Origin of the sequence: Gemmata algarum, from assembly GCF_034097035.1 — a bacterium.
Classification (GTDB): Bacteria; Planctomycetota; Planctomycetia; order Gemmatales; family Gemmataceae; genus Gemmata; species Gemmata algarum.
In genome coordinates, this window is sequence record NZ_JAXBLV010000221.1 from 15,442 (window position 1) to 37,187 (window position 21,746).

Consider the following 21,746-nt stretch of genomic DNA (forward strand, 5'->3'; position numbering starts at 1 on the left):
TGCCGAACCGACTCGATAGCACGCGATCGTAACCCAGCGGGGTCTGTCGCGTGTCAATTTTCAGCCGCGCGGCCCACGCGGTCAGAAAATCTTCTGCGGTCTCTCTGGCCCCGCCCCGTTTCGGCCCGATACGGTCATCGCAAATGAACCGAGGTGTCGACTTAACGGGACCGGGCTGGACGAGGCGTGCGAGTCTGTTTCTCATGGGTAAAAGCCGTTTCTGGTCGTCCGGGTTTGGTCCAGTTGCGGTCACAGCGCGCTGCTGTTGGTGTCCACCAGCACGTCGTCCACGTACACCCGCCCGTGGGCGATCCGCACCTTCTTCGGCTCGCCGTCCATCTTCCGGGCGAAGGAGCGGAACGTGAACGTAGGCTTTTCGTTCGCGTCGGTGGTGATGTCGGCCAAGATGCGGGCGGCCAGCGCTTCGCCGAGCATCAGGCTGCGGGTGTTGTCCGTCCGCCAGTGGACGCCGCCCATGCTTCGCCCCATCGCCACGTTCGTCGCCAGTTTGTTCAGCTCGCCCTCAATGGTGAGCGTGTCGGCGATCGAGTCGGGCAGTGGGTTGCGGGTGCCCTCGTCCCCCTCCGGACTGGTCATGATCCCGGTGGCATAGCACTTGATCGTGTCCCCGGCGCCGTAGGGTTGTTCGCGCTCCTTGAGCGTTTTGAACGGCACCGGGATGTCGACCCCGCCCTCGTTAGTAAAGGTCTTGAAGTACGCCTTCAGCACCGTAACGCAGGCACCGGCGACGGTGGCGTGCCCGGCCCCGTAGGCCGGGTGGGTGGGGCTGCCGGCGGTGAACGCCATCGGCAGGAGGAGGCTCTTGTGCTGTTTACGAACCTCTTTCGCCGCGTCCGTGGTGCCGACCCAGCCCGGAAGGCCGTAGGGCCGCTTGCCGTTCGACCCGCCGATGCCGATTTTCTGGACGTGAACGAGGCCGCCGTAGGCCTCGGGTCGCAACCGCAGGTGAACCTGCCACTTCTGGTTCCACACCACCTTCAGCGCCCGCGTGGCCACCTCGGACACCAGCGCCAGGATGTGCGGCCCGCCGAGCACCCCGAACCCGGCCTCCCGCGGCTCCAGCCGTTGCCCGTCGCCGTACGGGTTCCCCGGCGTCCACCGGGCGCCCCCCGAGAGCAGGAGCAGGGCGGCGTTGAAGTAAGCCTGGTGAAGAGCGTCCTTGTTTACGAACCGGGCCAGGTCACGAGGGGTGGAGACGTACCGCCGGTTGGTCTCGAAGTTGTTCGCGCTGTCCTCGTTCGACTGCGGGTAAGCCTGCCCCTTGCCGTCCCGCCCGCTCGACTGGGCGCGCAGCCAGTCAGGGAACTCGGTCAGGTAGTCCCGCCCCTTCTTGTACGGCAGCTGCTTCTGGTCGATCCGCTGGGTGCCGTAGTGGACGTCGCGGATGAAGAACTGGCTCACCAGCGGCCCCAGCTCTTCGCCGGGCAATCCGAGCCGGAACAGATTCTGCGGGGCAATGTCGCTTAGAGCACCGGCCGGACCCGGCACATCGACGCCGGTGATGAGGTGGCCTGCGTCGCCGGTGTCGCCCACCGCTTCCGCGAACCGGGACTCAATTTCCGTGGCCGCGGCCGCCGCCCTCTGGTCCGTGTCGAACTGGTCGAACGGCACATCGCGGAGGAGCGCCATCCAGTACAGCTCGGTCATCTCCGCGGCGGCGGTGACGGACAGCACCTTCGGCGCGGGCGGCATGGAGTACGCGCTTGGGTGCTGCGTCAACCGATCGAATGCCAGCCCCGCTTGAGGGTTGGTGAAGGCAGCCGCCCCGGCCGCCCCGCCGAGCACTGCCGCGAACCCGGACCCGTCGCCTTGGGTGGCCGCCACCAGCTTCTTGAACTCGTCTTCGTCCACTTCCCCCCACTGATTGTGCGGGAGGGTCTTGTGGAAACTGCCCAGGCCGCGGATCCTTGCGGCCCCAATTTTAAACTCGCGAGCAGTGTCGCCGTTATTGGATTCAGCCATGCTGATTTCGCACCTTAAGCGAGAGAAGACGAATACATCGGCATCATCATATTGAATCAGACAGACCATAAAAATGCTTTTTCACAGGCATACGAAAAAGTCTCTTTATCGGCAGTGTCTCTCGAAAGAATAGTCAGGGCGGTTGGCCGCTCCATCGTCCCGGTTCGCGCGGCAGCAAGCTGATCTGGTTCGAAAACGTGTCCGCCGCTTTGGCGAAGGACAATGAATCGGATGTGAAGGACCGAACCACCCCGACGAACTGAATGAGGGCCAGCCCCCATGGTAACGAGCAACAGGAGACGATGCAGCCCGGGCAAGAACGTCCGGGCTACGTCACTGGCAGCCGGTCGATTTGGCTCATTGCACGGTCCGATAAGTGCCGGTATGCCCCACGACCCGACCGGCGGTTCTGGGACGGTGCATTGGAGGCTATGCCTGGTATTTGCTGTGAAAGCAGTTCCGGGTGGTGCCCTACATAGGTTGCACAGCGGGATAGGCCAACCATTCGGCGAGCGACCAGACGTGATCGGTGAGTCCGTCCGCCCTCGCCTTTCACACGCAGGGTGCGGACGGGCCGGCAGAAGTTGTCGCGGAAGTAACGGAACGCGGTCGCGGCCCGGTGCGTGCCCCGGTCCTTCGAGCCCCCGTAGCTCTTCCGCACCTCGCGGCCGCACCGGTTCCGATCGGCCCCCTTGTGCCGCTCCACGAAGCACGTGTTCACAACCGTGCTCACCGCCGAGCGCCGCAGCGCGGCGGCCACCGCGGCCGCGGTCCCGAACACCACCCGCGTGCTCACGCCCACCACCCGGTTGTTCTCACGCGCCTTGTGCACGGTCGCGTACGCGAGCGCCGCCGGGAGCACCACCCGAGCTTTCCGCGGGCGCCCCGGGCGCCCGGTCCGCGGCGGGGGCACCAACGGCCCGTGCGCCGCGCGGATGGCCGATTCGTACACCGGGCACTCGTCGGAGGTGATGAAACGCATGGTCCGCCCGCCGGTCCGCCGGTGCGCGTCCCGTACCAGCGCGTGGGTCGCGTCCTCGGTCCGCTTGGCGACCACCAGGCGGTGCTCCGGGTCCAGGGCCACGTGGTCCCAACCGTCCCCACGGGGCCGCTCGTCCGGCCCGCCGTTCTTCTCCTTGCGGGCCACGAAGCTCCACTCCTCATCGAGCTGCCGTTCGTTGGTCCGGGGGGGAAAGGGCCACCAACTCATCGCGGTGGTCAGTACGAAGTAGTTGGGTTGCTCGAATATGGGCTCGCCCTCGGTGTGTGGTTCGCCCTTACCCTCCCGCTGAGACTGGTGCCACGGGTACAAACTCGGTGAGGTGGTCACTCGCAAACTACTGGGATCTCCCAGCACGCGAACGAGTCGCCCGCGACAAACCGGAACGCGTTCAGACAGTACGTCCGCGCGACGGCCTGCGTCTCCACCGCCCTCGCCGGCCGCTCGGTGACGAGTAGCAGCGGCGGTTGCCAGTCGTCGGACAAGAGCGAGGCTCGGAAGTCGACCACGTGCTGCGGGCGGTCGTTCCGGTGAACGTGCCCCCAGCTGTCGGTCCCTCCCCGCGACTTGTGAATGATGCACGGGGGGTCTAGGACGATGACACCGGCCACGCCGGCTTCCGCCTGGGGAGCTCGGGGGAGCAGCTGGTCCAGTTCCTCGGGGATGGCGACCCACACTTTTCGGGAGCACCAGACCGAACTCGCGCCCTGCGGGCGCTGGGTCACGTAGGCCTGGTGCGGCCACTTCGTAAACAAATCCCGCGCGAGGTCGCGGCTGTGCGGCGCAACGATCCAAACCCCGCCGGCGGGGTTCGAGTCGAGGCGGCCCAGTTGTTCGGCGGCCCGCGCGACACCCGGGTGGCCGCCCACGAACCAGCCGACCTGTTCGCGCCCCATCTCCAATGCCGTTGCGGCGTCGAGGGTCGCCCACCCCAGCGTCTGTTCCTCCAGACGGGTGATCAGGCGGCCCCGAACGTGCGCGGTCGGGTACACAGCGGTAAGGCTGGGCATGGGCGTGACGGTGGTCATCAGGTGGTTTCCAGCTTGTGCCCGCAGTTGCTGCAGAACTTGGCTTGGTGGGTGGTCGGGTAGTTGCACTTCGGACAACTCTTGCCCGTCGCGGCGCGTGACTCTTCGGTGGCGGGCTCGGACTCGACGGGCGGGGTCGCCAACTCGCACCGGAGCATCTCCAACAGGGCTTGCGTTGCCAACTTGCTCGCCGCGATCTCCGCTTGGGGGTTGCGCACGCACCGGAAGCAGCCCTCGTCGGACCCGCACTCGCAACCGCGCACCAGTTCGGTGGAACGGTCCACGAGGTCGCTCATGCGGTCGCACGCCTCGACGGCCAGCCCCACGCCGTACGGAACCATGTCGTAGAGGTACACCGCCGGGGGCGCGTCCTTCGGGCAGTCGGCGGTGGCCGAATAATCCGAGGCGTCGCACGGGCCGGTCACCGTCGGGAACAGACTTCCGAAGAGGCGCGCGGTGGTGTCCAGCGCGGCCTTAGCCGCACCGTCGCCCAGGCGCGCCGTCACCTCGTCCCAGAAGGGCCGCTCCAGCCGGAGCATGGTCCCTTCCGTCGGAAGCCAGTTGTTCGGCATCCCGGCGCCGGGGTACTCGCGGACCTTCGTGCCGTTGAGGTGCTTCTCGGTCACGTTCCGCAGGTAGTCATTGACGTCCAGGACCGCCCGCGCGACGATCACCTGGCCGTGCTTGCGGACGGCGGACGCCCGGCGGACCCGGATGCGGGTGCCGATGTTAGAGGTCGTGACGTGCGGGCTGAACTCCGGCTTGAGGCGGACGATCCGCTCCTTCTGCTGAACGTCCTGGACCCGGTATCGCCGGCCGCCATGGTAGTAGATGCCGTTCCGCGGGGCCTCGTGGAGCAGGTGGAACGGGTCGATCTCCCCGATTTCTTCCTTGTCCAGCATGAGCCGGTAGGCCTCGTCCCCGGCCCCGCGGACGCGGACGCGCTGGTGGGGGTCGCTAACGTAAAAGATGTCCTCCTGGAGGTCGCCGGCGTCCCGCTGCTTCTTCACCGCGGCGATCTCCGGCCCCAGGGTCGCGGTGTCGAGCCGGCTCTCGTCGCCGGCCTCTTTCATCGCACAGGCGTAGTGCATGTGCGTGACCGAGCGGTTGGCCAGGTTGAGCACGAGCGGCTCGTGGTCCCGGGCGAACAGGTCCTCGGGGTGGTCGGCGTAGTACGTGTCGATCGGCGTTTGCCCCGGGATGAGAACGACCGCGCCCTGTTTGCCCGCTCGGCCCGCCCGCCCCGCGCGCTGCCAGAGGCTCATCATCGTGTTCGGCAGACCGACACAAACGACCACATCGATCGCGCCGATGTCGATCCCAAGCTCCAGGGCACTGGTCGAGAAGACAGCTCGAACGGTGCGGTTCTTCAGCCCCTGTTCGATCTCCTCGCGCTCGGAGCGGGTCAGCCCGGCGCGGTAGACTCGGACAAACGGCGGTTCGGGGTCCTTGTTGTCCTTGCCCGACCGAGCCATCATTCGTTCCGCCGCGGTCCGGCTCATACAGAAGGTCAGGACTGTCAAGCCCGATTCCGCCAGGGCGAGCGTGAGTTTCCGGCCCGCGTCGTAGGGGTGTTCCTCCGGGCGGACCATCCAGAACTTCCGCTCGCCCTGCTGGCTCCCGTCCTCTGAGGGTCCGACGCAGTCGAACGGCAGCCCGGTCAGCCGCTCCATGTGCTCGGAGGGCGACTGCACGGTCGCCGACGTGGCGATGAACGTCGGCGACGAGCCGTAGCGCGCGCAGAGCGCGCGGAGCCGGCGGAACAGGTAGCTGACGTTGGTGCCGAAGATGCCGCGGTACTCGTGGCACTCGTCCGCCACTACGTACCTCAGGTTGGTAAAGAAGCGCTGCCAGTGCCGCTCGTGCCACGCCAGCAGGCCGTAGTGGAGCATGTCCGGGTTGGTCAACAGCACCTGCGCCTCGTTTCGGATGGCCGACTTGTCGTCGTCCGGGGTCGCCCCGTCGTAGCGGGAGATCAGCCACGGCTTGGCCGCCCGCATCCGGGCGAGTGTGGGGACACTGTCCGCCGCCTCGATCAGCCGCTGCAACTGGTCGTTGGCGAGCGCCTTCTGGGGGAACAGGAAGAGCGCGGTGGCGCTCGGGTCGGTCAACAGGCGGTTGAGAACCGGGACAGAGTAGATGAGGGACTTACCCGACGAGGTTCGGGTAGCGACGACCGTGTGCGCCCCCTTGAGGAGCCCCTGGACGGCCCTCCGCTGGTGGCGGAACAGCCCGTGCGGGTATTGGCGCGCGAGGTACGCCGCGAGTTCCGGCCGGAGGTCCGCCGGCACCGGCTCGAACACGCCGTCGGTCGCGCTCACGGACGAGTCGTAGCCGACCCGCAGGCCCTCGGCCGCGGCGAGCAACTTCTTCACCGTCCCGATCGCACCATTAGCCGGAGGCTTCATAATTGTGTTCCGTTGGCGGGGCTGGGGGAGCCATCCGTGCGCGTCTGTTTGGATCCGCTCGAACAGTTCTTCCAGTTCGCCGCTGAGCCACCACGGCGGGGTGGCGCGGTATTCGCGCGAGACGACGGCCCGCCAGTTCACGAGGAGCTGGGTGCCGGCTACCGGCGCAAGGTAGTCCGCGGCCTCTTGGAGCGCGGCGTCGAAGCGGTCCAACGCGTTCAGGGCCGAATCGAGAAGCGATTTCAGGTGACGCCGCGGGACAGCGTGCTCGACCGCGTCCTGGTACGCTTCGTCGATCGCGAGGAACACGGCCCAGGATTCCATCCGCGCGCCGAGGAGGTCGGCGGAGGCGTCGAGAGCAACGAATTCTTCACCTGATCCCGCCCAGACCTCCTCCAACCGGGTGGCCTTCAGCGTCCACTCCCCGAGCAAGCGGTCCCACCGGCGGGCAGCGGCCACCGCAATGTCAGGCGGCAGCGTGCCGTCGGTCGCCCCAAGGTCGACGCCGTAAAGCCGGCAGTGCCCGAGCGCGGAGGCCAACTGGTACGCGGCCCGAAGGGCTTCGTCGTCTGGCTCACCGCCAAGGTCGGCGAGTTTCGGGTGCGCCAGCGCCCGCCGGAACTGCTCGCGCCACCCGAGCGGGTCGTTGCCGTGCTCCGGCGGGGGAATCGGATTCATGTCTGTCATCCCTAATACGTCCGCCGCGGACGCAGTGTCGTGGTCGGGTCGCCCGCGCCGCCAGCCCCCCAGTCGTCGGGCAGCACGTCCCAGGGGCGCCGCCCGGCGGCGTCGAGCGCCCAGGTCGCGGCGGTCCGGAACCGAATTCGGATCCGCAGCCCGGCCTTCCCTTGCACGAATTCCGTCCGGTCCGGGGCCGAAAAGGTCCCGTCCTGGTTGAGTTTGGCGTACGTCATCAAGACGTACTCCGCGGTCCGCCTCCACCTGTCCGCCGGGTCGGTCGCCCGACAGGCCGCCCCCTTAAAGTAACAGCTGACGACTGCCCCTCCGGCCGGCCGCGACCGAACGACCAACATCGCGCCCGAGGGGAGGACGAGCGCCCACGTCTCCTGGCCGCGACTCGGCCGGCTAGCTGCAGACATCTGAAAATCGTCGTAGAGGACTGCGAGCGGCGCTGTGAGGCACCGCCGCAAATCCCGCTCGACCACCTCTGCCACCCGGGCGATGCACGCCCGCCGCCCCTCCTCGGTCGAACCCGGTGCCCACGCCGCGCGGAGCCCGTCCGCCAACGTCGGGGTAAGCCATTCGTCCCACGGCTCCCGCACGTTCGCCACGTGCTCCTCGGTTATGTGCCGCCACCGGTGCTCCTCGACCTCCACCGCGCACGGGCCGGCGCAGGGGGTCGCGTCGTCGCGCGGGTCGGGTACGTTGGTCCACGTTGTCACGGTCGCCCCCCGTCCGGTCCCATCAGGTCTCGCACGTAGCGGAGCACCCCAAGACGGACCTTGCCGCGGTGAAGGATCACAGAAAGAGTGTTGCGCCGCAGGTCGAGTTCCCGGGCCAACAGCGCATTCTGGTCCGCGATTCCGTTACCCCGGTCGAGGGAGTCGGGTGGGAACGGGTCAGACGCCGGCGTGCCGTGGGCGGCGCGGTGGTCGCGCACCCAGCCTTGCCACTCGTCGTCAGGGACTTTCCTCCAAAGGGACGCGAGGCAGAGCAGGACGACGCGGTCCCGCAGCGGCCATGCGCGGATCTCGCGGAGGTCGTCGTCGCCGAAGATCGCCGCGGAATCGAGTCCCCGCTCCAACGCGGCGCGGATGTCCGGGGCGGACGGCTCCGGATGTCCGAGTAAACTCTGGCTCTCCCGGCGCTGTTCCCACCGCGTCAAGTCGGTCCAACGGTTGTGGAGCACGATATAACACCAGGCCTCGAAGTTGGCGCCCGCAGGGAAGCGGCCGATGACCTCCCAGACGTCCCCCAACACCCCGGCACAGAAGTCCTCTCGCCGCCGCCCTGCGAATCGGACCGACACCCGGCGCGCGACGCCTTCGATGCATGTGGTGAGCCGCTCGAATGCCCCGCGCCGGTTCTTCTCTGGGGCGCTTGCATCGGCTGCCAATTCGGCCCAACCGTCGTGGTCGTCCGGCAGTGGTTGTGGGGCAATCGGGTGGGGCATGGCGCTCGCGTGGCTCCTCTCGCCGGGACTTCGGGCGGCTCGAGTCTCCGCGGGCGCCGGACGCGCGCGGGTCACTCCCCCCGTTGTGTTTCGTCTTCTCTCATGCCACCGCCACGTTGCGAATAAGGCCTCGACCAAGCGAGGCGCTGCAGGCGGTCAGAACCGGACGCCGCTAGACCGCCTTTGTGGCGGCTAGTTTCGTTGGCCCTGCTGCCGGCCGTCACAGTATCTGACGGACAGCGGCGAATAGGTATTACATACTTCCCGATTTTAGTTTTACAGCATCTGCTGTGACAGAAGCATCACGCGTGCTCCGTTCGGACCAGGCGAGCCGTGCCGGGCTTTATGCACTCACCCGCCACGGCTCGAGCGCCGCGAACACCTCGCGGTGAACCTCCCAGCCGTCGAGGACCGGGTCCGGGTCGTGCCCCAGGTACGCGGCCGTCGGGGGCGGTGGGCCGTCATCCACCAGCTCGCGGTCGCCCGCCCGGCCGACCACCACGCACGCGTGCCGGTGCCGGGTCAGCAGCACACACGTCCGCCCCGGGTCCAGGTGGAACTCGTCCGCCTCCGGTAGCCCGGACAGTGGGTGCCAGACGAACGTGACCTCGAACTCCAGCCCTTGCAACTTGTTCGCGGTCTCGACGGTCACCGCGGAGAGCCCGCGTTCGTCCAGCGCGGCGCGCAGGTGGTCCTTCTGGTCGTTGTGACTGACCCCGACCGCAACTTGCCGCGGCGTGAGGCCGTTCAGACTCGTCTGCCGTTCGCACCGGGTCCGCGGACCGCGCTCGAACAGTCGCTCCACAAGGTCCGCAATCAGGGTGACGGCTTCCGGGTCCGCCTGGAGCACCGCCGCACGCGGTAGCTCCACGTGCGCCCATCCGTCCCGGGCGGCGGAATCGAGGGCTGCGTCGAGCCGGTGCGGTGTGCCGCCCCGTTTTAGCCGCAGTTCGCGCACACCGGGCAGCACCGCCGCACTAAACGCCAAATCGGGGTAGAACAGCCGCGCCACGGACGCCGCCCGCGGGTCGAGCCGCCGGGTGATCGGTAGCCGGTATACCGGCGTGTGCGGGTGGTTGCGCAGCAGAACCCCCACGGCCGTCTGGAGTGGGTCTTCGGGGAGCCCGCGCCACCGGCCCGGATCCGCGACCGTGGCGAACGGGTTGATCTGGCCCGCGTCGCCCACGAGCAGGTGGACCGGAGCGAGGTCGCCGACCGCGAAGTACTTCGCCGAATCGGCCTGGTACGCCTCGTCCACCAGCAGCAGGTCGAACGGCTCCAGGTCGCCGCGGGCGAACGCGTCGCCCAGCTTGCTGAGCGTTCCCACGATCAACTCGTGCCCGCTGGCGTCCTTGGCTTTCGCCACACGCACACCGGGCAGGGCCGATACCCGTGGCGGGAGCGTGACGTCGGTGGCGGGAACGAACGTTACGGCCCGATCCGGGTGCGCCGCGCAGTGCCGCGCCGCGATCGCGCCCACCAGCCCGAACGCCTGCTCGTTGGTCGGGGCCGCGACCGCCACCCGCAGCCCTTGCTGTCGGGCTTCGTTCACCGCCGTGACGGTCAGGTGGCTCTTTCCGGCGCCGGCCGGAGCGGGCACGACGACCGCGCGGCGGGCACCGCAGCCGTTCAGCGCGGCACCGATCGCAGCGGCTACAGTCGCCTCGGCGGCGGCGACCACGGACGTGTCGAACAGGGGCGCGGCGGTCGCCATCTCTCAAGCCTCCGAGTTAAGGAATTCCAGCGGCGCCGGCGGCGCGGCCGGTATCGGCGGGACGTGGGTCCAGGGGTCCGCGTCGGGCAACTGTCCGAGCCACCTCGGTCTCGTCGAGTGGACCGAAAAGCAGACGGTCGCGCCGACCGACGGCAGCGGGTTGGTCGCCGTCGAGGTCGTGAGCTTCAGCACCACATCGGACCCGCCGCCCGGCGCGGGCACGACGTCTTCGACCACGTACTCGGTTCCGTCGGCGTGGCCGGTCCACCACAGCTCCCGGCCGATCGGGATCCGGCACGGCTCCGGCGACCGCACGGTGACCAGCGGGCGGCGAACCGTGCGCTTGGGGCCGGGCTCCTTGTGGTTCGGGTCGAGCGCCACCACCCGGCCGCGAACGGCTTTGCCGGCCAGCACGTAAGCGGCCATCTTCAGCGGGTCGTCGCAGGCCTCCTCGGCCTCGAGCAGGCGCCCGGCCTCTTCAGTGTTGCGGAACGCCGTTGCGGCCTGGCGCGGGGTCTGGCGCGTGCGCCGCAGGCCGTTCCGGTTCAGCCAGTCCAGATGGCGGGTGTAGTCCTGCCGGTCGGCGTCCCACCGGCGGCCGACCGAGGGGGCTTCGGGGCGCGACAGCTCCCGGTCGCGGCAGCGCCACAACAGCCCCCATGATCGGCTCAGGAGTGGGCGATAGTGATCTTCGATCGGTGCCCGCAGCGGACCGACCACCGCCGGGTCGGTGCTCCGACCGCGGGCCGCGTTGAACCGTTCGACGAGCGGTATGAGCCGGTCGTCATCGTCCCCGTCCGGCGCCGGGCCGATCGGGCACAGTTCGGCCCGCTCGGCCGCCGCGAACCCGTCCAGCCCCGGCGGCGGGTCGATGAACGCCTCCAGCGCCGGGAGGGACTGGCGCTCGCTGCCGGATTGGGGCGTCATCCAGTGCGCGTTCATCAGGTCGGTCAGCGCGACCAGCAGTTGCTGCCCTGGGAACGAGGCGTGATCCCAGAGGAACCGCAGGTGGCGCCCGAGGCGCACGAGCGCCGGATCGGCGGCGTTCGGCCCCTCCGTCGGCAGGTATGCCAGCCGGCGCCCCAGGCGGCCGAGCAGTTCGACCGTCGCGCGGTTCGGGACGATCACCTGGGGGGCGGCGCGGGCGATCGTGAACCGGTGCTCGCCGCGTGTGATCGTTTCCCGATCGAGGGCCGGCGCGTCGAAGCGCGCGTTGAACCAGTGCGCGAACGGCAGCAGCGCGGCGAACAGCAGCGTCCGGTTCCGCGGCTCGCCGGGAACAGCCGTCTGGAGCTGGTTGGGGCTGTCGCCCCAGCCGAGCGCGGCGACCGAAAACGGCTCGCCGCCGAGCTGCCAGGCGACGACCGCCAGCGGCTTCGCGCTCAGCCGGCGGTGCCGGACGGTGGCGCTGGGTACTCCCCGGCGGGCCGCGAACGCGCGGGCGGCCAGTGCGACATCGATGGGGTTCATGCGGTCCTCCGGGTCGGGAGCGGGGCGGGCACGGCCTCGTCGATTAGGCGGCCGGCGCTCGCGAGCAGGGCCGCGGCGGGCGCTTCCTGGGGCGTCGGCGGGGCGCCGCGGGTGAGTGACTCAGCCCGCCCGAGGTCGAGCACCTCCGGCAGCAGGCGCACCGCCGCGGGGCCGGTGACGCACGGGGCGCCGGCGGCGACGGCCCGGGCGCGGCAGAAGCGGGCGCTCCCGCAGGTGGTGAGGCAGTTCGGCGCGTACGCGGTGCCGACCGTATCGGCGATCTGGTGCAGGGCGTCGAGGCGCCTCGCTTCTTCCGCCCCCGTGTCCGCAATCGGACCGAACGAGACCCCGGCCGGCGTCGCCGCAACCACCTCATCCGCGTCCGGAAGCGCGGCGAGCACGCGCCGGATGCGGACCACCCGCGGGCCGACGCACGCCTCCGAGAGGGTCGGTGTGAGCCCCACGTTGTGCGGCGTGATGAGCAACCCGCGGTCGCTCACCAACTCGGGATCGGCTCCGGCCGCGCGAACGGCGTCGCGCGCCAGCAGCACGTACACCGCGATCTGGTCGAGCGCCGCCCCGAGCTGCTCGGGGTCGACGCGGTCGTCCACCTTGGGGAACGACTTCACTTCGGCCACGCGGATCAGCCCGTCGGGCTCGCGGGCCGTGAGCATGTCCGCCTCGAAGTGGGCGGTGCAGCCGCCCACGGTCCCGGCCAGAACCGCCCCGTCGATGAGGTGCGGGGCGCCGGGCGCGCGGCCGACGACCCGCCGCAGCTCCGCGAGGGTGGCCGCCGCCCGAGCGGCCGAGCGCCCCGGGCCGGACGGGAAGCCGTCGCGGAGGTTCACGACGGCACCCGTTCCCGGCGCGAGCCCCAGCGGCGCCCGGAGTAATTCGAGGGCCGCGGCGTGGCCGTCCGTCCGCAGCCCGCGCTCGAACGACAGCCCCCGCTGGATGGCGAACGGGGACTGTCCGAACGACGGGCGGAACCGGGTGCCCGTCAGCAGCCGATCGAAGTCCACCCCGGCCGCGAACCCGAGGGCGGCGAGCCGGCAGCCGGTGTTCTGAGAGAACGCGGCCAGCGCCCGCACGCTCGGCGCGCGGGCCGGCACGTTCCCCCGAATCTCTCCGAGCCGGCGTTCGGTTTCGGGTGACGGCGGCATGGACGACGGGCCTCCGAACATAAGGGAATCGGTATCGAGCCCGTGCGGGCTGATTCCGAAGAACCGGCCCGCACGGGGCCGGCATCGCGTCAGGCTCTCGCACCTCGGCTCGAGCCACATTATTTTGGTGATTCGCATAAAGCACCATGCGTGCCAAACACGCGCGAAAAAGCGTGATGCGCTGAATTGCCAGAGAATTGAAGGATTTTCGTGAGATTTCGAGTCTCTGCTCGTTGAAAGTGACGTTGCCCGTGGCGGATCACCTGGTACAAACTGTTTGGCGATATCACCTATTCATTTGTGGCGCCCATGAGCCAGCGACTTCTGGTGAGTTGGATCGGGCATAACGACCTGGCCGCGATGGCGCGCGAGTCGTCGGACGCCGTCCGGGACGCCGTGCTGGAGACGACTCGCTGGAAATCCCTTGGCGGTACGGGTACCGGTCCCGTGCGAACGGCGGTCGATTCCGGGGCCTTCGCCCACGCCCACCTGCTCTCGAACTACTCCCGGGAGCTGAACGCGGCCTACCGCAAGTGGCTCGGCCGGCCGTGTACCGTTCACGAGGTCGAACTCACCGACCCGAGCGACTACGCCCAGGTGGTCGCCTGCGCCGACCGGGTGATGCGGGAGCTGCACCAGAAGCACAAAGCGGCCGAGTGGTGCATCCTGCTCAGCCCGGGAACGCCGGCGATGGCCGCCATCTGGGTGCTGCTCGGTAAGAGCCGGTACCCCGCCCGCTTCTATCAAACGTTCGGAGGGAACATGGCCGAGGCCGTGATCCCTTACGAACTGATCGACGAGTACCTCCCCCACCTGCTGCGCGCGCCGGACGAGCACCTCCAGCGGCTCGCCGCCGAGGGGCCGGTGCGCGGGTTCGAGGAGATCGTGGGCGAGAGCCGGGCGATCCGCGCCGCCAAGGGGCTCGCGGCGCGGGCCGCCGTCCGCGACGTGTCGGTCCTGCTCCTGGGCGAGAGCGGCACCGGGAAAGAGGAGTTCGCGCGGGCGATCCACAAATCCAGCCGACGGCGGGACAAGCCGTTCGTGCCGGTGAACTGCGGCGCGATCCCGAAGGAGCTGCAAGAGGCCGAGCTGTTCGGGCACGCGAAAGGGGCGTTCACCGGGGCCGATCGCGAGCGGGCCGGAGCGTTCGCCCTCGCCGACGGCGGCACCCTGTTCCTCGACGAACTCGGCGAGTGCCCGCCCGCCCTCCAGGTGAAGCTGCTCCGCGCGCTCCAGCCCCCGAACGGAAAGGGGCCGTGCCACCGCGTCTTCGACATGGTGGGCGGCAAGCCGCAGACCGCGGACGTGCGCGTCCTCGCGGCCACCAACCGCGACCTGCCGACCGCGATCCGGGACGGGTCGTTCCGCGAGGACCTGTATTACCGGCTGAACGTGATCGAGATCACGCTCCCGCCCCTCGCCGGGCGGGACGGCGAAGTGCCCCTGCTCGCCGACCACCTGCTCGGGCGGGTGAACGCCCAGTTCGCCGCCCACGAGCCCGGCTACCGGCACAAATCCCTTTCTGTCGCCGCCAAAAAACTTCTCTCCCGGTGCCCCTGGCCCGGCAACGTGCGGCAGCTTCAGAACGTCCTCGTCCGGGCGGCCGTGCTGACGGACGGCGACGTGATCGAGGCGGGCGATTTGGAGACCGCCGTCGGAACGGCCGCGCACGGCGCGGGCGGGGATACGCTTGAACACCCGCTCGGGAACGGCTTTAATCTCGACGCGCACCTGGACGAGGTCCGCAAGCACTACCTGCTGCGGGCCATGCGCGAGTCGAAAGGCAACAAGAGCCGCGCCAGCAAACTGCTCGGCATGAAGCACTACCAAACGCTGGCCGCGCAGATCGACCGGCTCGGGATCGAATGGGGCGAGGACGACGGGAGCGAGTGATACCGAGTCCAGTCGTTCCAGGTTCCACGTTCCAGGTTCCAGGTTCCAAGTCAGGAACCCGCGCAGCACAAGCCCCAGGCCATTCGTGTGCCTTGAGCCTCACGTGGAACTTGGAACGTGGAACTTGAAACGACTGGACTGGTATGAACCGGCACGGACGTTGCTTTCGGTCCCCGCACACTTAGAATCGGGGCACCGCCCCACGGACACACGCCCGATGCAGTCCACGAACTTCGAGTTTCTGCGGCCGACGCCCGACTTCGCGGCGCTCGCGGACCTGGCCGGCTTCGCCGAGGCCTACGCCCATCCGGACCCGGTTTCCGCGCTGGTCAAGTTGCGCACGTTCGGCGAGGCGCTCACGCTGGCCCTGTACTACCGGTTCCGGCTCGTCAGACCCGTTCAGGCCAACTTTAACGACCTGCTCGCCGAGTCGTCCTTCAAGGCGGTGGTTCCGGCGTTCGTGGTGAACGTGCTCCACGGGCTGCGGAAGGAGGGCAACGCCGCCGCGCACGGGCAGAAGCTCGACACGCCGGTCGCACTCTGGGGGCTGCGGCAGGCGTTCACGCTCGCGAGTTGGGTCCACGTGGCCCACGGCGGCGGGCGGGCGGGCGACCTGCCGAAGTACACGGAACCGGGACCGGAGGACCAGCCCGCGCAGAAGCGGGCGGTGCTGCTGAAGCTCGCCGAGCAGGAGCGCCAGCTCGAACAGGTGCTGGCGGAACTGGAGGCCGCCCGCGCGCAGGCGAAGGCCGCCGAGACGACCGCCGCCGAACTGAAGGCGCTCCACGAGAACGCGCTGGCCGCCGGGGTGGCCGCGGCGGACGCGCTCCACTTCGACGAGGAGACCACCCGCCGCCGGCTCATCGACCGGTACCTCGCCGAGGCCGGCTGGAACGTCGGGGCGGACGGCGCCGACACCGAGCAGGTGAAGCAAGATCACGAACTGACGGATGCGTCAACGCCCTCGGGCAAGGGGCGGGCCGATTACGTCCTCTTCGGCACCGACGGGCGGCCCCTCGCGGTCGTCGAGGCGAAGAAGGCCGTTGCGGGGGCCGAGATCGGGTGGGCGCAGGCGCGGATCTACGCCGACGGGCTCGAGCAGGAGTACGGCGTCCGCCCGTTCATCTTCACCACCAACGGCTACGATGTCTGGTTCTGGAACGACGCCGCCGGCGAGCCGCAGCGGAAGGTGTACGGGTTCCACGCCCCGGACTCGCTCGCGTACAAGCGGTTCCAGCTCACCGAGCGGAAGCCGCTCGCCGCGGTGGCGCCGGCCTCGGGGATCATCGACGCCCGGCTGTACCAGCAGGAGGCGGTCAAGAGGGTGGTCGAGCGGTTCGCCCAGAACAAGCGCCGGGCGCTGATCGTCCAGGCCACCGGGACGGGCAAGACCCGCGTGGCGGTGGCGCTGTGCTCGGCCCTCAGCCGCGCGCGGTGGGCCAAGCGCGTCCTGTTCCTGTGCGACCGCCGCGAGCTGCTGAACCAGGCGGACCAGGCGTTCAAGGAGTTCCTGGACGACCTGCCCCGCACCACCGTGAGCGCCGGCAGCGCCCACGACAAGGACAAGCGCGTCTACCTCGCCACCTACCCGGCGATGATGAAGTGCTTCACGACGTTCGACGTGGGGTTCTTCGACCTCGTCATCGCCGACGAGACGCACCGCTCCATCTTCAACCGGTACCGCGCGATCTTCGACTACTTCGACGCCCGCCAGGTGGGGCTCACCGCCACCCCGGTCGGGTTCGTGAACCGCAACACGTTCCGGCTGTTCGGCTGCGAGGTGGACGACCCGACGTTCAACTACACCTACGAGGAGGCGGTGGCCAACGACCCGCCGTACCTCGTGCCCTACGAGGTGGAGAGCTACACCACCGAGTTCCTCCGCACCGGCATCAAGTACTCGCAGATGAGCCGCGAGCAGCGCGAGCAGCTCGAGGACGCCGAGGACGACCCCACCCGCGTGGAGCACGACGCCGGCGAGGTGGACCGCCTCGCCTACAACCGCCCCACGAACCTGCTGATCCTCCGCAACCTGATGGAGCGCGGGATCAGGGACGCGACCGGCAGCCGGGTCGGCAAGACCATCGTGTTCGCCCGCAACTACGAGCACGCCAAGCTGCTCAAAGCCGTCTTCGACGAGGAGTGGCCGCAGTACGGCGGCACGTTCTGCCAGCTCATCACCAGCCACGACCCGCGGGCGTCGGCCCTCACCGGGAACTTCAAGGTCAAGGCCGGCGACCCGGTGATCGCGATCTCGGTGGACATGCTCGACACCGGGGTGGACGTGCCCGAGGTGGTGAACCTGGTGTTCGCCAAGCCGGTGTACTCGTTCGCCAAGTTCTGGCAGATGATCGGCCGCGGCTCGCGGCCGTGCGCGGACCTGTTCGGCCCCGGGCGGGACAAGGAGAAGTTCCTGATCTTCGACCACTGGAACAACTTCGAGTGGTTCGAGCAGCACGCACCGAAGGCCGACCCGAAGCCGCCCAAGTCGCTGATGCAGCGGGTCTTCGAGGCGCACGTGCGGCTCGCCGACGACGCGCTGGCGGCCCAGGACGCCGACGCCTTCAAGTACGCGGTCGGGCTGATCCGGGAGGACATCAAGTCTCTGCCCGAGCGCAGCCTCGCCGTGCGCGACAAGATCAAGAGCGTGCAGGCGGTGCTGAAGCCCGGCGTGCTCGACGCGTTCGAGGCCGCCACCCGCGACCTGCTGTTGCGCGAGATCGGCCCGCTGATGCAGTGGGTGGACATCGGGCGGCACGCCGACGCCTACGAGTTCGACCGGCTGGTGGCCGAAACGCAGGCGGAAGTGCTCAAGGGATCGGGCAAGGTGGCCGATTACCGTGCCGAGGTGACCGGCGCCGTGGGCGCCCTGCGGGTGAACCTGAGCCAGGTGGCCGAGAAGCTGGAACTGGTGGCGCGCGCCAAGGCGGCCGACTTCTGGGCCGCGCCGACGGTGCCGGAACTGGAGGTGATCCGGTGCGGGCTCCGCGAGGTGATGCACCTGAAGCTGCCGCCGACCAAGCCGACCGCCCCGGCGAAGGTGTACGACATTCAAGAGGACGAGACGAAGGTGGAGCGGCGGGCGGTGGCGCCCGGGCTCCAGGGGTTCGAGTTCGTGGCGTACAAGAACCGCGTGAAGTCCGTGCTGACGGACCTGTTCGACACCAACCCGACGCTGAAGAAGATCCGCGCCGGCGAGCCGGTGGCCGAGCCGGACCTTCAGGCGCTGGTGTCCCTGGTGCTGGTGCAGGACCCGACGCTCAACCTCGCGGACCTGGCCGAGTACTACCCGGCCACGGCGGGGCACCTGGACCGCGCGATCCGGGCGGTGATCGGCCTGGACGCCGCGGCCGTGCGCGCCCGGTTCAACGCCTTCGCGGCGCAGCACCCGGGGCTCAACTCGCTCCAGGTGAAGTTCCTCGACCTGCTCGCCAACCAGATCGGCCGGGCCGGGGCGGTGACGCTCGAGGACCTGTACAAGGCCCCGTTCACGCTGCTGAACGCCGCCGGCCTCGACGGCGTGTTCCCGGACCCGCTCGACAAGGAACTGCTCGACGCCATCGCCCCGTACACCCCGGCCGACGGGCCGAACGCGGAACCCGGCTGATTCCAGTTCGCGTTTCGCGGCCCACCGGCTGTTCCCTGGGACCGCGGACGTCCCGTCCGCTGGTAAGCGCGTGGAGTGTGCGACGCGGGTGCGCGCTGGCGGCTGTTCCCTGGGACCGCGGACGTCCCGTCCGCCGGTAGGCGCATGTGGTGTGCGACGCCGATGTTCCGCTGAGCAATCGAATTCCCGGAGCTGCGGACGGGACGTCCGCGGTTCCAGGGAACGGCCGGTGGACCGCGAAACGCTCCAGCGTGCCCGCGCAACTTGAAACGACCGAGTCGAGGCCGATTACAGAAAGCAACCGCCCCGGCCCACGGGCCGAACACAGGAGAGTCTTCCACTTGATTACCGGTGCCCTGCGCAGCAAGGTCGATCGCCTCTGGGACGAGTTCTGGACCGGCGGGATCTCCAACCCGCTCAGCGTGATCGAGCAGATCACCTACCTGATCTTCCTCCGCCGGCTGGACGAGCGCGAGACGGCCGACGCGCGCCCGCACCTGCGCCGCGCCCCGGGCAAGCCCTATTACGGGCTGTTCGGCGCGGACGAGCAGAACCTGCGCTGGCAGCACTTCAAGAACCTGGGCGGCGAGGAGATGCTCAGGCTCGTCGGTCGCGAGGTGTTCGACCACCTGAAGCGGGTGGGCGGCGAGTACATGAAGGATGCCGTTCTTCTGATCATGCGGCCGAGCCTGCTCGTGTCCGCGGTGCGGATGATCGACCAGTTGCCGCTCACCGGCGGGGACACGAAGGGCGACCTGTACGAATACATGCTCTCGAAGCTGAACACGGCCGGCGTGAACGGCCAGTTCCGCACCCCGCGGCACGTCATCCGGACGATCGTGGACCTCGCGCTCGCGGACGTGCAGGGCCGCGAAGCCCTGACCTGGCGCGTGTGCGACCCGGCGTGCGGCACCGCCGGGTTCCTGGTGTCGGTGATGGAACACCTGATGGAGAGGTACACCTCCGAGGCCGGGCGGCTGGTGGAGGGCGAGGGGAGCGAGCAGCAGATCACCCACACCGGCGACCTGCTCGAACCGGCGGAGCGCCAGCACCTCACCACCGACGCGCTCCACGGGTTCGACTTCGACGTGACCATGCTCCGCATCGGCGCGATGAACCTCGCGCTGCACGGCGCCGACCCCGACAGGGCCACCATCTACTACCAGGACGCGCTGAGCAACTCGTTCCCGGACCGGTTCCCGAAGCTGTCCGAAGCGGCGTTCGACCTCGTGCTGGCGAACCCGCCGTTCAAGGGGAGCCTGGACGCCTCGGACGTTCACCCGTCGCTCACGCGGGTGGCGAAGACGCGGAAGACCGAGCTGCTGTTCGTGGCGCTGATGCTCCGGCTGCTGAAGCTGGGCGGCCGGTGCGCAATCATCGTGCCGGACGGGGTGCTGTTCGGCTCGTCCAACGCGCACGTGTCCGTACGCAAGGCGCTGGTGGAAGACAACCAGCTCGAAGCGGTGGTGAAGCTCCCGGCCGGGGTGTTCAAGCCGTATGCGGGCGTGTCCACGGCGGTGCTGATGTTCCGCAAGGGCGGGCGGACCGATCACGTTTGGTTCTACGACGTGCAGGCCGACGGCTACTCGCTGGACGACAAGCGCGACCCGGTGCCCGAGAACGACCTGCCCGACGTGCTGGCGCGCTGGAAGGCCCGCAACCCCAAGACGGACACCGACCGCACCGCGAAAGCGTTCTTCGTCCCGAAGGCCGACATCGTGGCCCAGGACTACGACCTCTCGCTGAACCGCTACAAGGAAGTGGTCCACGAGGAGGTGAAGTACGACCCGCCGAAGGTGATCCTGGAGAAGCTGAAGGCGCTGGAGGCCGAGATTGCGAAAGACCTAAAGGAACTGGAGGGGATGCTGTGATGAAATCTACTCCCCTGATTGCACTCGAAGAAATCATGGCATCTCGGCTCGGGTCTATCGATCCATCGCAGAGCCCGGATGAAATATTTGATTTGTACAGCATCCCAGCATTTGATCGCGGTGAGCCCGACGTAACTGCCGGATCATTGATTGGATCAACGAAGCAGTTCGTGCAGCCCGGCGACGTGTTGCTGTCGAAGATCGTGCCACATATTCGCCGCGCATGGGTTGTTGGCGCAAATCGTGGTCGCCGAACAATTGCTTCGAGCGAATGGATTGTGTTCCGGAATCAGAATGTCGAACCGCGATTTCTTCGATACGCCCTTGTTGCGGATGGCTTCCACAACGACTTTCTCTCGACTGTCTCGGGCGTTGGTGGATCGCTCCTCCGAGCACGTCCATCGCATGTCGCAAAGATCCGGATTCCGCTCCCCCCGCTCGCTGAGCAGCGGCGGATCGCGGACATCCTGGACAAGGCCGACGCCATCCGGCGGAAGCGGGAAACAGTCACTTCCTACATTGGCGAGTTACTGATGTCGGCGTACTTGGAATTCTTTCGTGAACCCCGCCAAAACCACCTGAAATGGCCGACTCAAAACCTTGGTGCGGTGGCGTCGGTGGACCGCGGGAAGTTTACGCCCCGGCCACGGAATGATCCGCGCTTTTATGATGGCGATCACCCCTTCATTCAGACGGGCGACATTGCCGCAAGCGGCGGAATCCTGACAAAATGGAAGCAGACATTAAACAAAGAAGGGGCTGCTGTAAGCCGATCGTTCAGACCAGGATCCATCGTAGTGGCAATTGTTGGAGCGACAATTGGAGAGACTGCGATACTGGCAAGAGAAATGTACTGCCCAGACAGTGTGGTCGGAATCGTTCCACACGGCGACATTTTGACCTCTGAGTACGTCGAATACACCCTCCGTTTCTTTAAGCAGCATTTCCGTGATATGGCACCAGAAACCGCGCGGGCGAACATTAACCTCGAAACACTTAGGCCGCTTCAAGTCCCTATCCCACCGCTCGAATTGCAGATGAAGTTTTCCGCAGTTTTCCGAAAGTGTTACGCGATGAGCGCGAAGCTATCGGAACCCACTAACGAATCAGACGGCCTGTTCCATTCCCTCGTTCAGCGAGCGTTTCGCGGCGAGTTGTAGCGACCTGCCTGAAACTCGGGGTGGCGACCGGCCCGAATGCCCACGCACACCCGCGGAGGTTCGTCGTGATGGATGCCCCACTGCCGAACTCGGTGCCAACGCCGCTCGCGGACCTTCAGCGGCTCACGGACGCGCGGGGCGAGGTCATGCGGGCCGAGTTCAACCGCTTCCCGCTCGCGGAGTCTGGTTCTGGCCTTTGAGTGTGGTCCGCTCACTCCGTGAGCGGTCGCTCCGCGCGTCAGATTCGCATTGCGGGCTCGCAGGCCCGGCGTTGTGCGCCGCGCCCATCCGATACCCCGAGCGACCGCTCACGGA

General features: G+C 68.2%; 14 protein-coding genes. 5 read left to right on the forward strand and 9 right to left on the reverse strand.

What is annotated here, in order from left to right; genetic code table 11:
* Window positions 1-249 precede the first annotated feature (249 nt).
* The 9 genes from R5W23_RS26635 to R5W23_RS26675 all read right to left on the reverse strand — a co-directional run bounded on the left by R5W23_RS26635 (window position 250) and on the right by R5W23_RS26675 (window position 12,900).
* Window positions 250-1,983, reverse strand: coding sequence for a vanadium-dependent haloperoxidase (locus tag R5W23_RS26635; RefSeq protein ID WP_320688988.1), 1,734 nt, complete (start codon window positions 1,981-1,983; stop codon window positions 250-252).
* Between the two features lie 328 nt (window positions 1,984-2,311).
* A complete protein-coding gene (locus R5W23_RS26640) occupies window positions 2,312-3,313 on the reverse strand; it encodes a hypothetical protein (RefSeq protein ID WP_320688989.1) in 1,002 nt (333 codons plus the stop codon).
* A complete protein-coding gene (locus R5W23_RS26645) occupies window positions 3,310-4,011 on the reverse strand; it encodes a hypothetical protein (protein ID WP_320688990.1) in 702 nt (233 codons plus the stop codon). The genes R5W23_RS26640 and R5W23_RS26645 overlap by 4 nt, the downstream gene beginning before the upstream one ends.
* Window positions 4,011-7,097: a DEAD/DEAH box helicase gene (locus tag R5W23_RS26650; protein ID WP_320688991.1), complete on the reverse strand. Its 3,087-nt coding sequence runs from the start codon at window positions 7,095-7,097 to the stop codon at window positions 4,011-4,013. The genes R5W23_RS26645 and R5W23_RS26650 overlap by 1 nt, the downstream gene beginning before the upstream one ends.
* A gap of 11 nt (window positions 7,098-7,108) precedes the next feature.
* Complete coding sequence (locus R5W23_RS26655) at window positions 7,109-7,822, reverse strand: hypothetical protein (RefSeq protein WP_320688992.1); 714 nt, start codon at window positions 7,820-7,822, stop codon at window positions 7,109-7,111.
* On the reverse strand, window positions 7,819-8,553 hold the full coding sequence (locus tag R5W23_RS26660) for an RNA polymerase sigma factor (RefSeq protein WP_320688993.1): 735 nt from the start codon (window positions 8,551-8,553) through the stop codon (window positions 7,819-7,821). Before R5W23_RS26660 ends, R5W23_RS26655 begins: the two co-directional genes overlap by 4 nt.
* A gap of 343 nt (window positions 8,554-8,896) precedes the next feature.
* Window positions 8,897-10,267, reverse strand: coding sequence for an AAA family ATPase (locus R5W23_RS26665; protein WP_320688994.1), 1,371 nt, complete (start codon window positions 10,265-10,267; stop codon window positions 8,897-8,899).
* Between the two features lie 3 nt (window positions 10,268-10,270).
* Window positions 10,271-11,737 (reverse strand): hypothetical protein, encoded by a 1,467-nt coding sequence (locus tag R5W23_RS26670; protein WP_320688995.1) that lies wholly within the window; start codon window positions 11,735-11,737, stop codon window positions 10,271-10,273.
* A complete protein-coding gene (locus R5W23_RS26675) occupies window positions 11,734-12,900 on the reverse strand; it encodes a hypothetical protein (RefSeq protein ID WP_320688996.1) in 1,167 nt (388 codons plus the stop codon). Before R5W23_RS26675 ends, R5W23_RS26670 begins: the two co-directional genes overlap by 4 nt.
* A 309-nt stretch (window positions 12,901-13,209) precedes the next feature.
* Between R5W23_RS26675 and R5W23_RS26680 the strand changes: the two genes are divergently transcribed.
* The 5 genes from R5W23_RS26680 to R5W23_RS26700 all read left to right on the forward strand — a co-directional run bounded on the left by R5W23_RS26680 (window position 13,210) and on the right by R5W23_RS26700 (window position 21,631).
* Window positions 13,210-14,793: a sigma-54 interaction domain-containing protein gene (locus R5W23_RS26680; protein WP_320688997.1), complete on the forward strand. Its 1,584-nt coding sequence runs from the start codon at window positions 13,210-13,212 to the stop codon at window positions 14,791-14,793.
* Window positions 14,794-15,010: 217 nt separating this feature from the next.
* Complete coding sequence (locus R5W23_RS26685) at window positions 15,011-18,400, forward strand: DEAD/DEAH box helicase family protein (protein ID WP_320688998.1); 3,390 nt, start codon at window positions 15,011-15,013, stop codon at window positions 18,398-18,400.
* A gap of 341 nt (window positions 18,401-18,741) precedes the next feature.
* Window positions 18,742-20,271 (forward strand): type I restriction-modification system subunit M, encoded by a 1,530-nt coding sequence (locus R5W23_RS26690; protein ID WP_320688999.1) that lies wholly within the window; start codon window positions 18,742-18,744, stop codon window positions 20,269-20,271.
* Window positions 20,271-21,431 (forward strand): restriction endonuclease subunit S, encoded by a 1,161-nt coding sequence (locus R5W23_RS26695; protein ID WP_320689000.1) that lies wholly within the window; start codon window positions 20,271-20,273, stop codon window positions 21,429-21,431. The genes R5W23_RS26690 and R5W23_RS26695 overlap by 1 nt, the downstream gene beginning before the upstream one ends.
* 68 nt (window positions 21,432-21,499) lie before the next feature.
* Window positions 21,500-21,631, forward strand: coding sequence for a hypothetical protein (locus R5W23_RS26700; RefSeq protein WP_320689001.1), 132 nt, complete (start codon window positions 21,500-21,502; stop codon window positions 21,629-21,631).
* The last annotated feature ends 115 nt before the right edge of the window (window positions 21,632-21,746 follow it).

What these genes read in the sequence shown, in the direction of transcription:
- R5W23_RS26670 (WP_320688995.1), bottom strand. Translation starts at nt 11,737, where the DNA reads ATGAACCCCATCGATGTCGCACTGGCCGCCCGCGCGTTCGCGGCCCGC.
- R5W23_RS26685 (WP_320688998.1), top strand. Translation starts at nt 15,011, where the DNA reads ATGCAGTCCACGAACTTCGAGTTTCTGCGGCCGACGCCCGACTTCGCG.
- R5W23_RS26650 (WP_320688991.1), bottom strand. Translation starts at nt 7,097, where the DNA reads ATGAATCCGATTCCCCCGCCGGAGCACGGCAACGACCCGCTCGGGTGG.
- R5W23_RS26645 (WP_320688990.1), bottom strand. Translation starts at nt 4,011, where the DNA reads ATGACCACCGTCACGCCCATGCCCAGCCTTACCGCTGTGTACCCGACC.
- R5W23_RS26665 (WP_320688994.1), bottom strand. Translation starts at nt 10,267, where the DNA reads ATGGCGACCGCCGCGCCCCTGTTCGACACGTCCGTGGTCGCCGCCGCC.
- R5W23_RS26660 (WP_320688993.1), bottom strand. Translation starts at nt 8,553, where the DNA reads ATGCCCCACCCGATTGCCCCACAACCACTGCCGGACGACCACGACGGT.
- R5W23_RS26700 (WP_320689001.1), top strand. Translation starts at nt 21,500, where the DNA reads ATGGATGCCCCACTGCCGAACTCGGTGCCAACGCCGCTCGCGGACCTT.
- R5W23_RS26680 (WP_320688997.1), top strand. Translation starts at nt 13,210, where the DNA reads ATGAGCCAGCGACTTCTGGTGAGTTGGATCGGGCATAACGACCTGGCC.
- R5W23_RS26695 (WP_320689000.1), top strand. Translation starts at nt 20,271, where the DNA reads ATGAAATCTACTCCCCTGATTGCACTCGAAGAAATCATGGCATCTCGG.
- R5W23_RS26635 (WP_320688988.1), bottom strand. Translation starts at nt 1,983, where the DNA reads ATGGCTGAATCCAATAACGGCGACACTGCTCGCGAGTTTAAAATTGGG.
- R5W23_RS26675 (WP_320688996.1), bottom strand. Translation starts at nt 12,900, where the DNA reads ATGCCGCCGTCACCCGAAACCGAACGCCGGCTCGGAGAGATTCGGGGG.